The organism is Maritimibacter sp. 55A14, assembly GCF_003122205.1.
Lineage (GTDB): Bacteria > Pseudomonadota > Alphaproteobacteria > Rhodobacterales > Rhodobacteraceae > QEYE01.
Map to the genome: position 1 here is coordinate 77,299 of NZ_QEYE01000002.1, position 13,011 is coordinate 90,309.

At 67.3% G+C, this 13,011-nt stretch carries 14 protein-coding genes and 1 tRNA gene; 10 read left to right on the plus strand and 5 right to left on the minus strand.

Features of this window, described 5'->3' with window-relative positions; genetic code table 11:
• Positions 1-72: 72 nt before the first annotated feature.
• The gene (locus tag DDZ14_RS01980; RefSeq protein ID WP_109423270.1) at positions 73-738 is read right to left on the minus strand and encodes an HAD-IA family hydrolase; all 666 of its coding nucleotides are present in this window, start codon (positions 736-738) and stop codon (positions 73-75) included.
• Between the two features lie 143 nt (positions 739-881).
• Here DDZ14_RS01980 and glmU point away from each other — a divergent pair, with 143 nt between their 5' ends.
• On the plus strand, positions 882-2,231 hold the full coding sequence (gene glmU / locus DDZ14_RS01985; protein ID WP_109423271.1) for a bifunctional UDP-N-acetylglucosamine diphosphorylase/glucosamine-1-phosphate N-acetyltransferase GlmU: 1,350 nt from the start codon (positions 882-884) through the stop codon (positions 2,229-2,231).
• A gap of 13 nt (positions 2,232-2,244) precedes the next feature.
• Positions 2,245-4,068, plus strand: a complete 1,824-nt coding sequence (gene glmS, locus DDZ14_RS01990) for a glutamine--fructose-6-phosphate transaminase (isomerizing) (RefSeq protein ID WP_109423272.1) — start codon at positions 2,245-2,247, stop codon at positions 4,066-4,068.
• 10 nt (positions 4,069-4,078) lie between these two features.
• On the opposite strand, the gene DDZ14_RS01995 is transcribed toward glmS, so the two are convergent.
• Entirely contained in the window at positions 4,079-5,653 is a 1,575-nt protein-coding gene (locus DDZ14_RS01995) for an AMP-binding protein (RefSeq protein WP_109423445.1), read from the minus strand.
• A 47-nt stretch (positions 5,654-5,700) separates the two neighbouring features.
• Complete coding sequence (locus DDZ14_RS02000) at positions 5,701-6,153, minus strand: hypothetical protein (protein ID WP_233252440.1); 453 nt, start codon at positions 6,151-6,153, stop codon at positions 5,701-5,703.
• Positions 6,154-6,259: 106 nt separating this feature from the next.
• Here DDZ14_RS02000 and moaA point away from each other — a divergent pair, with 106 nt between their 5' ends.
• Positions 6,260-7,270 (plus strand): GTP 3',8-cyclase MoaA, encoded by a 1,011-nt coding sequence (gene moaA, locus DDZ14_RS02005; protein ID WP_109423273.1) that lies wholly within the window; start codon positions 6,260-6,262, stop codon positions 7,268-7,270.
• Here moaA and DDZ14_RS02010 read toward each other — a convergent pair.
• Both DDZ14_RS02010 and DDZ14_RS02015 read right to left on the minus strand, forming a co-directional pair.
• Positions 7,267-8,031, minus strand: a complete 765-nt coding sequence (locus tag DDZ14_RS02010) for a GNAT family N-acetyltransferase (RefSeq protein WP_109423274.1) — start codon at positions 8,029-8,031, stop codon at positions 7,267-7,269. The genes moaA and DDZ14_RS02010 overlap by 4 nt on opposite strands.
• Positions 8,032-8,157: 126 nt before the next feature.
• A complete protein-coding gene (locus DDZ14_RS02015) occupies positions 8,158-8,637 on the minus strand; it encodes an outer membrane protein assembly factor BamE (protein ID WP_109423275.1) in 480 nt (159 codons plus the stop codon).
• Between the two features lie 113 nt (positions 8,638-8,750).
• Here DDZ14_RS02015 and DDZ14_RS02020 point away from each other — a divergent pair, with 113 nt between their 5' ends.
• The 7 genes from DDZ14_RS02020 (at position 8,751) to DDZ14_RS02050 (ending at position 12,996) form a co-directional block, all read left to right on the plus strand.
• A complete protein-coding gene (locus DDZ14_RS02020; RefSeq protein WP_109423276.1) occupies positions 8,751-9,296 on the plus strand; it encodes a DUF177 domain-containing protein in 546 nt (181 codons plus the stop codon).
• Between the two features lie 169 nt (positions 9,297-9,465).
• Positions 9,466-9,675 (plus strand): 50S ribosomal protein L32, encoded by a 210-nt coding sequence (gene rpmF, locus DDZ14_RS02025; RefSeq protein WP_109423277.1) that lies wholly within the window; start codon positions 9,466-9,468, stop codon positions 9,673-9,675.
• A gap of 21 nt (positions 9,676-9,696) precedes the next feature.
• Positions 9,697-10,803, plus strand: coding sequence for a phosphate acyltransferase PlsX (plsX, locus tag DDZ14_RS02030; protein ID WP_109423278.1), 1,107 nt, complete (start codon positions 9,697-9,699; stop codon positions 10,801-10,803).
• The gene (locus DDZ14_RS02035) at positions 10,800-11,777 is read left to right on the plus strand and encodes a beta-ketoacyl-ACP synthase III (protein WP_109423279.1); all 978 of its coding nucleotides are present in this window, start codon (positions 10,800-10,802) and stop codon (positions 11,775-11,777) included. The genes plsX and DDZ14_RS02035 overlap by 4 nt, the downstream gene beginning before the upstream one ends.
• An 84-nt stretch (positions 11,778-11,861) precedes the next feature.
• On the plus strand, positions 11,862-12,164 hold the full coding sequence (gene ihfA, locus DDZ14_RS02040; protein ID WP_109423280.1) for an integration host factor subunit alpha: 303 nt from the start codon (positions 11,862-11,864) through the stop codon (positions 12,162-12,164).
• Positions 12,165-12,179: 15 nt separating this feature from the next.
• Positions 12,180-12,845, plus strand: a complete 666-nt coding sequence (locus DDZ14_RS02045; protein WP_109423281.1) for a MerR family transcriptional regulator — start codon at positions 12,180-12,182, stop codon at positions 12,843-12,845.
• A gap of 73 nt (positions 12,846-12,918) precedes the next feature.
• Positions 12,919-12,996: transfer RNA gene (locus DDZ14_RS02050), tRNA-Pro, on the plus strand.
• The last annotated feature ends 15 nt before the right edge of the window (positions 12,997-13,011 follow it).

Genomic DNA, 13,011 nt, shown 5'->3' on the forward strand with positions numbered 1-13,011 from the left:
ACCTCCTGCATCCCCGGACAGGGCCGAGAGTGCGGCGCGCCGGTCAGCCGGTCAAGGGGCGCGCGTCGCGGTTCAGCCTATCAGTCCAGAGACCACACCGCCCAGATCGCGGTAATGGTCCAGCAGCCCGTCGGGATCGTGACGGCGCACGCCTACGCCTTCGGGCCCGAAAGTGACCAGCACGCAGGGTACGCCCGCGGCACGCGCGGTGGCACGGTCGGTTTCGGTGTCGCCCACCAGCAGAGAGCGGCCCAGCGTGCCGCCCGCCCCCTCCACCGCAGCGCGGTATGGGGCCGGGTCGGGCTTGCGCACCGGCAGCGTGTCCGCGCCGATCACCGACGCGAAAAGCTCCCGCACCCCGAGCCGCATCAGCAGTGTCTCGGCCAGTTCCGCGGGCTTGTTGGTGCAGATGCCCACCCGGTAGCCCGAGGCCGCCAACGCCTCCACCGCGGCCACCGCACCGGGATAGAGCCGCGTGTGCCGGTCTATCGCATCGGCGTAATGGCGCAACAGCAGCGGATATTGCGCCTCTACCGCGGCGATGTCCCCGGCCCGGCCCAACCGCTCGTAGCCCAGGGTCAGCATCGCCTTGCCGCCACGCAGCGCGGTAAACTGGTCGCGAGCCGGGTCCAGCAACTCGCCGTGGCCCAGCGCCCGGAAACAGGCATTGGCCGCGGCGATGAGGTCGCCGCTCGTGTCGGCCAGCGTCCCGTCGAGATCGAAGATCACCGTTCGCATGTTGCAGCCCGTCCCTGCTATGGATGCCAGCCGGTGCTGAAACCCGTGGTAAACATTCTTGATGTGCCGCCCCGCCGATCCGGCCTTGCGCCACGCCACCCGCTCGATAAAACGGAGAGGCGCGGAAGGAAAGACAAGACGACATGGCGACAGCCCTTATCATACTGGCGGCCGGCCAGGGGACGCGGATGCGCTCGGCGCTGCCGAAAGTGCTGCACCGGGTCGGCGGCCAGCCGCTGCTCTGCCACGCGCTCGACGGTGCCGCGCCGCTGGACCCCGAACGCACGGTGGTCGTGGCCGGCGTCGGCGCCGAGGCGGTGGAGGCCGCCGCCCGCGCCCACAGCCCCGAAGCCGTGACCCTGCGCCAGGACGAACAGCTCGGCACCGCGCATGCCGTGCTCCAGGCGCGCCCGGCGCTGGAAGGGTTCGAGGGCGACGCGCTGGTGCTTTACGGCGACACACCCTTCATCCGCCCCGAGACGCTAGAGCGGATGATCGCCGCGCGGCGGGCGGGCCACGCAGTTGTCGTGCTGGGATTCGAGGCGGCGCGGCCGGGCCGCTACGGGCGGCTGGTGATGGCGGGCGAAACGCTCTCACGGATCGTGGAGGCCAAGGACGCCACGGATGAAGAGCTTTCCATAAGTCTTTGCAATTCAGGCGTTGTCTGCGCGGATGCCGCAACACTGATGGAGCTTGCGGCCGCGGTCGGCAACGACAATGCCAGTGGTGAGTATTACCTGACCGACATCGTGGCGCTGGCCAATGCGCGCGGGCTGGGCTGCACCGCCATCACCTGCCCCGAGGCCGAGACGATGGGCGTCAACACCCGCGCCGACCTGGCCGGGGCGGAGGCCGTCTTCCAAGCCCGCGCGCGCGCCACTGCGATGGCGGCGGGCGTGACCCTGACCGCGCCCGAGACCGTGTTCCTGTCGCATGACACGGCGATCAGCGCCGATACGGTGATCGGCCCGAATGTTGTGATCGGGCCCGGCGTCACCATTGGCGAGGCGGCCGAGATCCGCGCCTTCTGCCATCTGGAGGGCTGCCGCATCGGACCCGGAGCGCAGATCGGCCCTTTCGCACGGCTGCGCCCCGGCGCGGAACTGGCCGAAGGCGTCCATGTCGGCAATTTCGTGGAGGTGAAGAACACCACGCTGGGCCCCGGCGCCAAGGCCAATCACCTGACCTATCTGGGCGACGCCAGCATCGGCGCGGGCACGAATATCGGTGCGGGCACAATTACTTGCAACTATGATGGCGTGATGAAATACCGCACCGAGATCGGGCGCGACGCCTTCATCGGCTCCGACACGATGCTGGTCGCCCCGGTGCGCGTCGGCGACCGCGCGATGACTGCGACCGGCGCGGTCATCACCGAGGACGTGCCGGACGAGGCGCTGGCCGTGGCGCGCGCGCGCCAGGAGAACAAGCCGGGACTGGCGGTGCGGCTGATGGAACGTCTGCGCGCGGCCAAGGCTCGCGACAAGGGTTAGGAAAGAGTACGAAATGTGTGGAATCGTTGGAATACTCGGAACCCATGAGGTCGCGCCGATCTTGCTGGACGGGCTCAAGCGGCTGGAATATCGCGGCTATGACAGCGCCGGCATCGCCACGGTCAATGACGGGCATCTGGACCGCCGCCGCGCCACCGGCAAGCTGATCAACCTGTCGGACCTGCTGGTCAACGATCCGCTGCGCGGCAAGGCCGGAATCGGCCACACGCGCTGGGCCACGCATGGCGCGCCCAACACGATGAACGCGCACCCGCACAAATCCGGTCCCGTGGCAGTCGTCCACAACGGAATCATCGAGAATTTCAAACCGTTGCGGCAGGAACTTGAAGAAGCGGGCTACGCATTCGAGACCGACACCGACACCGAGACCATAGCGGTGCTGATCCGCAGCCTGCTCGATGCGGGGCGGGATGCGCGCAGCGCCGCTGCCGAGGCCATCGGACGGCTCGAAGGGGCCTTCGCGCTACTGCTGCTCTTCGAGGGCGAGGACGACCTGATGATCGCGGCGCGCAAGGGCTCGCCGCTGGCCATCGGGCATGGCGACGGCGAAATGTATGTCGGCTCCGACGCGCTGGCACTGGCCCCGATGACCAGCCGTGTCACCTATCTGGAGGAAGGCGACCGCGCCGTCATCACCCGCGCCGGCGCCGAGATTTTCGACACCGCGGGCCGCCGCGCCAACCGGGACATGGAGGTGATCCAGCTCGACCTCGCGGCGAGCGAGAAGGGCCAATACCGGCATTTCATGGCCAAGGAAATCCACGAGCAGCCAACCGTGGTGGGCAACGCGATCTCGCATTACCTGACGCCCGATTGCGACGACACCCGCCTGCCCGATGGCGGGCTCGACTTCGCTTCGGCGGACCGGGTGATCCTGGTGGCCTGCGGCACCGCCCATTACGCTTGCCTGGTTGCGAAATACTGGTTCGAGCAACTCGCCGGCCTGCCTGTGGACATGGATATCGCCTCGGAATTCCGCTATCGCGAGCCGCCGGTTTCGGACCGGTCCATCGCGATCTTCGTCAGCCAGTCGGGCGAGACCGCCGACACGCTTGCCGCGATGCGCTATGTCCGCGGCAAGGCAGCCCGGATCGTCTCGGTCGTCAATGTGCCGACCAGTTCCATCGCGCGTGAAAGCGATCTCGCACTGCCGATCCTGGCGGGAACGGAAATCGGCGTGGCCTCCACCAAGGCCTTCACCTGCCAGCTCGCCGTGCTGGCCGCGCTTGCGATCGAGGCCGGGCGCCAGCGCGGGGCGCTGGATGCGGGCCGCGTCGCCGCGCTCTGCCAGTCGCTGCGACGGGTGCCGGGGCTGATGAATATCGCGCTGGCCTGCGAGTCGGAGATCAAGTCCATCGCCGCGCGCATATCCGAGGCCCAGGACGTGCTCTTCCTGGGCCGCGGCGCGATGTTCCCGCTGGCGCTGGAAGGTGCGCTGAAACTCAAGGAAATCAGCTATATACATGCCGAGGGCTATGCCTCGGGAGAATTGAAGCACGGCCCCATCGCGCTCATCGACAAGAAGGTGCCAGTGGTGGTGATGACCCCCCATGACGCGCTGTTCGAGAAGACCGTCTCCAACATGCAGGAGGTGATGGCGCGCAAGGGCCGGGTGCTGCTGATCACCGATGCGACGGGTGCTGCGGAAGCCGGCGAAGGCATCTGGCGCAGTATTATCATGCCTGAGATCGACCCGATTTTCGCACCCATCCTCTATGCCATCCCGGCGCAACTGCTGGCCTATCACGCCGCCGTCACCAAGGGCACGGACGTGGACCAGCCGCGCAACCTGGCGAAATCGGTGACGGTGGAATAGGCGCCCGCGGTCAGCCCCGGTCGCGCAGCGCGCGGCGCATGATCTTGCCTGTGGCCGTCATCGGCATCTCGTCGATCGCCTCAATGCTGCGGGGGGCGACATGGGGCGAGACGCGCGCGCGCACCCGCGCGATCAGTTCTGCCTCCAGCCCGTCGCGCGCCGCCCCCTCGCGCAGCACGACATAGGCTTTCACCACCTCGGTACGCTCCGGATCGGGCACGCCCACCGCGGCGGCCATCACCACGTCCGGGTGGCCCGCCAGGCAGGTCTCGATCTCGGTCGGCCCGATCCGGTAGCCCGCCGAAGTGATCACATCGTCGTCTCGCGCCACGAAGGTGAAATAACCCTCGGCATCCCGTCGGCCCAGATCGCCGGTGCGCATCCAGTCGCCGGTGAATTTCCCGGCGGTCTTCTCCGGTTGCTTCCAGTAACCCAGGAACATCACCGGATCGGGCCGCCGCACGGCGATCTCGCCGATCTCGCCGGGCGGCATTTCGCGTCCGTCCGCGTCGATCACGGCGACCTCGTGGCCCGGCACCGCCTTGCCCATCGAACCCGGCCGCACCTCCATCGTGCCGTGGCACGACGCCAGCACCAGGTTGCACTCCGTCTGGCCGTAGATCTCGTTGATTCCCACCCCCAGCATCTCGCGTCCCCAGGCCAGGATTTCCGCACCCAGTGACTCGCCGCCCGATCCGATGGTGCGGATATCGACGCCCGCGGGCACCTCCGCCCCGCGCATGAGCTTGAGCGCCGTGGGCGGCAGGAAAAGGTTGCGGATGCCCTCGTGCGCGATCAGCGCCCAGGCCGCGGCGGGGTCGAATTTCGCCATCCGGTGCGCGACCAGCGGCACCCCGTAATAGAGGCAGGGGATCGCCATATCCATCAGCCCGCCGATCCAGGCCCAGTCAGCCGGTGTCCAGCCCTTGTCGCCGGGCTGCGGAAAGCCTTCGTGATGGCATTCCATCGACGGCAGGTGGCCGATCAGGAACCGATGCGCGTGGAGTGCCCCCTTGGGCGGCCCGGTCGTGCCGGAGGTGTAGATCAGCACCGCCGGATCCTCGGCCATCGTTTCGACCGGGGTGAAGTCCGGCGAGGCCTCGGCCTGTGCCCCCTGCCAGTCGAGCGCGCCTTCGGCCGGGCCGTCCACGCTCAGCACCAGGCGGAGGTCCGGAAGGCGGTCGCGCAGCCCGGCCAGCTTGGGCAGGTTGGCGCGGTCGCTCACCACCGCGGCGGCACCGCTGTCGGCCAGCCGGTATTCCAGCGCCTCGGCCCCGAAGAGCGTGAAGAGCGGCAGAACGATCGCACCCAGTTTGTAGGCCGCCATGTGGGCGATCAGAACCTCCGCCGATTGCGCCAGGTAGACTGCGACGCGGTCGCCCTGCCCCACGCCCCCGTCCCGCAGGACGTTCGCCAGCCGGTTCGATGCCTCCGAAAGCGCACCATAGGTAATCTCGCGGCGTGCGCCCCCAGCCCCGATTTGCACAATTGCGACTTTTTCAGGGCAAAATCTGGCCCATTCCTCGCAACACACGTCAGCAATGTTGAACCTTTTCAACACCGGCCAGCGGAACGCCTTCCGCATATCCTCCCAAGGCGCGAGCGCGGGAACCAGGCGGCGTTCGGGCTCGCTCATCGCGCATAGACCTTCAGTTCGGGCAGGTCCGTTAGCGGCAGATCCAGCACCCGCATCGCGGAAAGCGAGATCAGGCTGCCGCCCTGATGCGGGATCAGCACCACCTGCGCCGAACGGCCCGCGGCGCTGACCACGCGGCCGGGCCGCTCACGCGTGACGAGCGGGGTCTTCACCCAGAAGCCTTCGGTGCGGACATCGCCCAGCGCCGCCACGGTCGTGCCAAGAAGGCGGCCGGCGCCGCCCTGTCCGGCCGCGGCCTGTCGCTGCGCCGCGCTGGAGGTGTCGAATTCTTCGGCCGTGCGGGCCTGCGGGTTCGCCGGCGCCGGTGCGGGCGCCTCGGGCGCGGTGGCGGGCGCAGGCTCGGGCGCCTTGCGCCACGGAAGCTTCGGACTCCAGCTGCAGCCTGCCAGCGAAAGAACCAGAACGATAAAAGCGAGACGAACAGGCAAACCGGACCTCCCAGCGGTTGATGCGCCCAAGCTAGGCTGCCCTTGGGACCAGTTCAACGCAGGATCGCGCTTGCCGCGGCGGGACCGCGCGCATAGGTTACCGGGCATGACATCCGCACCGCTCATCGACCCGTTCGCACGCCCGATTACCTATCTTCGGGTGTCGGTGACCGACCGCTGCGATTTCCGCTGCGTTTATTGCATGTCGGAGAACATGACGTTTCTGCCCAAGCGCGAGCTTTTGACGCTGGAGGAACTGGACCGCATGTGCACCGCCTTTATCGGGCTGGGGGTGGAGAAGCTGCGCATCACCGGCGGTGAGCCGCTGGTGCGCCGGGGCATCATGACATTCTTCGAGTCGATGGGCCGGCATCTGGAGAGCGGCGCGCTGAAGGAACTGACGCTGACCACCAACGGCTCGCAGCTTCGCCGTTTCGCCGCCGATCTGGCCGCTTGCGGGGTCCAACGGGTCAATATCTCGCTCGACACGCTCGATGACAGGAAATTCTCCGACATCACGCGCTGGGGCCGGCTGGCGCAGGTGCTTGACGGGATCGACGCGGCGCAGGATGCGGGGCTTCGGGTGAAAATCAACACCGTGGCGCTCAAGGGTTTCAACGAGGACGAGCTATTCAGCCTCGTGGAATGGTGCGAGGGCCGCGGCATGGACCTGACCTTCATCGAGGTCATGCCGATGGGCGATCTCGGCAACGAGGACCGGCTGGACCAGTACTGGCCGCTCTCCGACCTGCGGGGCCGGCTGGCGGAACGCTTCACACTGCAGGATCTGGCAGAAAGCTCCGGCGGGCCTGCGCGCTATGTCCGCCTGATCGAGACTGGCCAGAAGATCGGCTTCATCACGCCGCTCACGCATAATTTCTGCGAAAGCTGCAACCGGGTGCGGATGACCTGCACGGGCGAGCTTTACATGTGCCTGGGCCAGGAGGACAGGGCCGACCTGCGCGCGCCGCTGCGCACCAATCCCGAGGACGACGGCCCGCTTCTGGACGCGATCCGAGAGGCGATCGGCCGCAAGCCGAAGGGTCATGATTTCGACTATTCGCGCCAGCGCGTGGACGGGCAGGTCTCCCGCCACATGAGCCATACCGGCGGCTAGCCGGCCGTGGCCCGCAAGAGCCGCGCGCGGCCGGGCGGGATGGCGCGGATTTCCAGTCCGGTGAAGACATGCAGCGTGTTGAGTTCCCGGTCCACCACGGCATGGTCGCTGACCCAGCCGCCCATCAGCAGATAGGTTCGCAGCAGGGGCGGCATCCGGCTCATCGCGAGCTTCAAATCGGGAGTGGAACGTCCGAGCTTGCGCGCGAAACGGAAGACCGCCGGCGCCTTGACCCGCGGCAGCCAGCGTTTCGGCGCAAGGTGGCGTTCGGCCAAAAGCGCGAAGGCGTCCATATAGGCCTCGGCCTCGGTCCCGTCGAAGGAGGAGCAGCCGAAGAGCATCTCCACCCCCTGCGCGTCCACATAGCGCGTCATCGCCGCCCAGGCCACGCGCAGCACGTCCGGGTCGTGCACGTCGGGATGGATGCAGAACCGGCCCATCTCGACCATGGGGCCGTCAAAATCCTCCAGTGCAGACAATTCGTAATACTGCGCCGAATAGCTGCGCCCGATCTCGGCGCCGCCGCTAAGATGCAGGATACGGAAGCAGCAGACCAGCCGCCCGGTGCGCGTGTCCTCGACCAGCACATGGGCGCAAGCGGCGTCGAAGGCGTCGGCGTCGCGGCCCTCCTCGCACGCCAGGCCACGTCCCGCCCCGCGCGCCGCGATGAACGCGGCGTAGCGAAGGCGTTGCGCCGCCTCGACATCTGCCGTCCCTTCGGCGAAGCGGGCACGGTACCGCCCCTTGGAAAAGCCCCGCATGCTCAACGCCTCCACTCGGCCCGGACGCGGCCGACGCCGCGCCACGTCCCTGCCGGGCACAGTCTATCCACAAAAGCCGCTACAGGGAAATTACAACCGGCCCGGCGCCGGGGAATTGCCGTCGCGTCAGCCGTTCGGTCCGGGTTGGCCGCCCCCGATCGTATCGGCCAGGCCCAGCCGGCCGAAGTTTCGCGTGAGCTGTTCGAGCAGCGTCATGTCGCGGATCGAAGTCTCCGTGACCCGGCGCGACAGCGCGACGACCCGCCCGTCTTCCAGCCCGAAGCGCTCCACGTTGCTCACCACGTCGGCATCGTCGAAGGAGATCGCGACGATCTCGCGCTGCACTTCCTTGGGCTTGAGCGCCCCGAAATGGCGCATCCGGCTGGAAACGTAGTACCAGGCCGAATCTTCCAGAACCCCGGTCGAGGAGGGCCGGCCGATCGTCTCCTCCACGGAGCCGCGCGTGTCCACGCCGACGATGACATTCTCCAGCTCCGTCTCGGGCGGGGTGTATCCGTGGTCACGGTATTGCGTGGCGCAGGCGGCAAGCCCGGCCAGCCCCAACGCCGCCACGAGCGCCCGTCCCAACCGGAGAATCCCATGCATGCCGCCCTCTTGCCTCGCCTGCAAATCCTTCGTATCCGCTTATAGAAGACAGCCAACGCATTCAAGGACGCAAAACCCTGCAACAACGCGGGGCAGCGCCGCCGGATACGAACATGACCGATACCTCTCCCCGCCCTGGCCACCGGCTACGCCCCGGCGAGCTTGCGACACGGCGCGAAACTCCCTTCAGGGTGGAGCCCGACGCCGCCGCGCGCGCCGCGATGGCGGACGAACTCGATGTGCTGAACCTGGCCAAACTGCGGCTGGAGGGCAGCCTCGGCCCCAGCGGGCGGCGCGACTGGCTGCTGCGCGCGCAGCTTGGCGCGACCGTGACGCAGGCCTGCGTCGTGACGCTGGCACCGGTGACAACGCGCATTGACGTGCCGGTGCGCCGCCTCTACCTCGCGCAGATGGAAGATCCCGGCAGCGGCGAGGTCGAGATGCCCGAAGACGACACGCGCGAGCCGCTGCCCGAAGAGATCGACCTCGAGGCGCTGATGCTGGAGGCGCTGGCGCTGGCCATTCCGCCCTATCCGCGGGCCGAAGGCGCGGCGCTGGACCAGGCCATTTTCGCGCCGCGCGGGGCCGAACCGCTGACCGACGAGGCGATGCGGCCCTTCGCCGGTCTGGCGGGGTTGAAGAAGAAACTGGACGAATAGCGCCGGGAAAGACGAAAAGGGGCTTGCGAATTCATCCTATCGCAGTATGTTCCCGGCCTCGTTTGCACGCAGGATCGAAGGCGGTGACGCACCGGGTGCGATCCGAACATCACGCCCGAATTCCGGGCAAGTCACAGGGGTTCCGACCCCACAAACCCGAGGTTGAGATATGGCAGTCGGTCAAAACAAGGTTACGCGCTCCCGCCGGAACATGCGCCGTGCGCATGATGCGCTGACGGCCGAGAATCCGAACGAATGCTCGAACTGCGGCGAGCTGAAGCGTCCCCATCACGTCTGTGCGGCCTGCGGCCATTACGACGACCGCGAGGTTGTCGCGCTGGCCGATGAGGTGGAACTGGACGACGAAGACGCTGCGTAACCCGCAAGGGCGCAGGCGCGCATGACAGTCGATCCCGTCCGCAAGGCCGCGAAGGCCCCCGACACCGTCATTTCCATCGATGCGATGGGCGGTGACAAGGGACCGTCTGCGGTCGTTGCCGGCATGGCGAAATCGGCTGAGAAGAATCCGGATATCCGGTTCATCGTGCATGGGCCGGAACCCAAGCTGCGCGCCTTGATCGGCCGCCGCCGCGGCCTGGCCGAACGCTGCGAAATCAGGCATTGCGACCTGGCCGTGTCGATGGGCGAGAAGCCCAGCCACGTGATGCGCCACGGCAAGGGCACCTCCATGTGGTCGGCCATAGAATCGGTGCGCGAGAAGGAGGCGACGGTCTGCGTCTCCTGCGGCAATACCGGCGCGCTGATGGCACTGTCGATGGTACGGCTGCGCAAGGTGCCGGGCGTGAACCGGCCCGCCATCGCCTGCCTGTGGCCCTCGCGCAATCCCGGCGGTTTCAACCTCATGCTCGATGTCGGCGCCGATATCCGCGCGGATGCCCAAGACCTGCTGCAATACGCGATCATGGGCGCCTCCTATGCGCGCAACGGCCTGAACCTGACGCATCCGCGCATCGGCCTGCTCAATGTCGGCACGGAAGATCACAAGGGGCGCACCGAACTCAAGGCCGCGCATGAGCTGATCGCGGCAAGTGCGGCGGATCACGATTTCACCTATGTCGGCTTCGTGGAGGGCGGCGACATCCCCTCCGACCGGGTGGACGTTGTCGTGACCGACGGCTTCACCGGCAATGTCGCGCTCAAGACCGGCGAAGGCACCGCGACTCTGGTGCGCGACCTGCTGCGCGATGCCTTCAAGCACTCGCCGCTGTCGCGCATTGGCGCACTCTTCGCGTTGACCTCGCTCAAGCGGCTGCAAAAACGCATCGACCCGCGGCGGGTGAATGGCGGGGTTTTCCTCGGGCTCAACGGCACGGTGATCAAGTCGCACGGCGCGGCGGATGCGACGGGGGTCTCGGCGGCGATTAAGCTGGCCTTCCAACTGGCCCAGTCGGGCTTTACCGAAAGGCTCGCGGCGCGGGTTGCAACCGGGATACCGCCGCGCCATGATCCCGAAACGGAAATATCGGAAAGCGGTTCGAATAAATGACCATAACACGGGCCGTCATAAGAGGTGTCGGGCATTACCTCCCCACGCGGGAAGTTCCCAACAGCGAGTTCGAGAAGACCCTCGACACCAGCGACGAGTGGATCCGCTCCCGCAGCGGAATCGAGCGGCGGCATTTCGCGGCCGAGGACGAGACGACGGCCAGCATGGCGCTGGAAGCCGCGCGCGCGGCCCTGGCCGATAGCGGCGTGGACGCGGCCGATCTGGACGGCATCATCGTCGCCACTTCGACCCCCGATCTGACCTTCCCCTCGACCGCGACCAAGGTTCAGGCGGCGCTCGGCATGACCGCCGGCTTCGCTTTCGATCTGCAGGCGGTCTGTGCAGGTTTCGTCTATGCGCTGGCCAATGCCAACGGCATGATCCTCTCCAACCAGGCCAAGCGGGTTCTGGTGATCGGTTCGGAGACCTTCTCGCGCATCCTGGACTGGAGCGACCGGACCACCTGCGTGCTCTTCGGCGACGGCGCCGGCGCGGTCGTGCTGGAAGCCGCCGAGGGCGAGGGTACTCCGGAGGATCGCGGCATCCTCTCGGCCGATCTGCATTCCGACGGGCGCTTCCGCGACTTGCTCTACGTGGATGGCGGTGTCTCCACCACCGGGACCGCCGGTTGCGTCCGGATGGAAGGGCGCGAGGTGTTCCGCCACGCGGTCGAGAAACTGGCCAGCAGCGCCGAGACAGCGCTGGAGAAGGCGGGGCTGACCGGGGCCGATGTGGACTGGGTCGTGCCGCATCAGGCCAACCTGCGGATCATCCGCTCCACCACCGCGAGGATGGGCATCGACATGGACCGCGTGGTGGTCACCGTGCAGGATCACGGCAACACCTCGGCGGCCTCGATTCCGCTCGCGATGTCGGTCGGAAAGGCGCAGGGCAAGATCAAGCAAGGCGACCTGATCGTGACCGAAGCCATCGGCGGCGGGCTGGCCTGGGGGGCCGTTGTTTTGCGCTGGTAGCGAATTTCCACCGGCTTTCAAGCCGTTGATATTGACTCCTAATCCTGTCTCTCCGTATCCTTCCGCCGATACAGGGGGACAACAATGAGCGCAAAGACACTGACGCGCATGGATCTCAGCGAAGCGGTGTTCCGCGAAGTGGGTCTGTCGCGCAACGAATCCGCAGAACTGGTCGAGAGCGTCCTGCACCACATGTCCGAGGCGCTGGTGCGCGGCGAGACGGTAAAAATCTCGTCTTTTGGCACCTTTAACGTCCGGGACAAATCCGCACGCATCGGCCGGAACCCGAAAACCGGGGAGGAGGTTCCGATCCATCCGCGCAGGGTCCTGACCTTCCGCCCGTCTCATCTGATGAAGGACCGGGTCGCGGCAGGCAACAAGCGGTAGGCAAGGCCGGATCAGATGAAGAAATCGCCCGAGGCGTTCCGAACGATCAGCGAAGTCGCCGAATGGCTGGAGACGCCCGCGCATGTTCTCCGCTTCTGGGAAAGCCGGTTCAGCCAGGTGAAGCCGGTCAAGCGGGCCGGCGGGCGGCGTTATTACCGGCCGTCTGACATGCGGCTTCTGGGCGGCATCAAGACATTGCTCCACGATGACGGCGTGACGATTCGCGGCGTGCAGAAAATCCTGCGCGAGCAGGGCGTGAAACATGTCGCCGGCCTGTCGCCACCGGTGACTGTGGGCGAGGCGTCCACGCCGGAGGCGGCAAATCGACCCGCCCCGGCGACAGGCCGGACGCCGAGCAGGCGCGCGCGGCCGGAACCCGCCCCGGATGCCGAAGCCGTTGCACCGGGCGACGGGATCCCGGCCCCCACGACCGAGCCCGCACCGCGGGAGCCTCATACGACGCCGGTGACACCGCTGCACGAACCCGGACCCGATCCCGCCGCACCTTCCGAAACGGCGGCTGCCGATCTGCCGCCGACCGCGCCCGTGGCGCGGGAGTTGACGGTCGCGGTCGCGTCGGTCGAGGCACTGAACCCGCGTATGCGCAACCAGGTCGCCTTGCTCTGTGACCGGCTTGAGGCGCTGCGTGACCGGATGTCAGAGCCCCCCGCCTCCGAATGACCGGACCCCGCGTGCAAAACGGCGCGCTTTCATGCTTGCGCGCCCCCTTCGATCCGCTCTATACGTCCGCCGTCGGGCCGTGGCGCAGCCTGGTTAGCGCGTCCGTCTGGGGGACGGAAGGTCGCGAGTTCGAATCTCGCCGGCCCGACCATTCAAGAGAAGCGAA

Excerpts from the sequence above, each read along its gene's own strand:
- DDZ14_RS02045 (WP_109423281.1), top strand. The coding sequence starts at position 12,180 with ATGAAGAAATCGCCCGAGGCGTTCCGAACGATCAGCGAAGTCGCCGAA.
- ihfA (WP_109423280.1), top strand. The coding sequence starts at position 11,862 with ATGAGCGCAAAGACACTGACGCGCATGGATCTCAGCGAAGCGGTGTTC.
- DDZ14_RS02035 (WP_109423279.1), top strand. The coding sequence starts at position 10,800 with ATGACCATAACACGGGCCGTCATAAGAGGTGTCGGGCATTACCTCCCC.
- DDZ14_RS01980 (WP_109423270.1), bottom strand. The coding sequence starts at position 738 with ATGCGAACGGTGATCTTCGATCTCGACGGGACGCTGGCCGACACGAGC.
- moaA (WP_109423273.1), top strand. The coding sequence starts at position 6,260 with ATGACATCCGCACCGCTCATCGACCCGTTCGCACGCCCGATTACCTAT.
- DDZ14_RS01995 (WP_109423445.1), bottom strand. The coding sequence starts at position 5,653 with ATGCGGAAGGCGTTCCGCTGGCCGGTGTTGAAAAGGTTCAACATTGCT.
- rpmF (WP_109423277.1), top strand. The coding sequence starts at position 9,466 with ATGGCAGTCGGTCAAAACAAGGTTACGCGCTCCCGCCGGAACATGCGC.
- glmS (WP_109423272.1), top strand. The coding sequence starts at position 2,245 with ATGTGTGGAATCGTTGGAATACTCGGAACCCATGAGGTCGCGCCGATC.
- DDZ14_RS02015 (WP_109423275.1), bottom strand. The coding sequence starts at position 8,637 with ATGCATGGGATTCTCCGGTTGGGACGGGCGCTCGTGGCGGCGTTGGGG.
- DDZ14_RS02010 (WP_109423274.1), bottom strand. The coding sequence starts at position 8,031 with ATGCGGGGCTTTTCCAAGGGGCGGTACCGTGCCCGCTTCGCCGAAGGG.
- DDZ14_RS02020 (WP_109423276.1), top strand. The coding sequence starts at position 8,751 with ATGACCGATACCTCTCCCCGCCCTGGCCACCGGCTACGCCCCGGCGAG.
- glmU (WP_109423271.1), top strand. The coding sequence starts at position 882 with ATGGCGACAGCCCTTATCATACTGGCGGCCGGCCAGGGGACGCGGATG.
- plsX (WP_109423278.1), top strand. The coding sequence starts at position 9,697 with ATGACAGTCGATCCCGTCCGCAAGGCCGCGAAGGCCCCCGACACCGTC.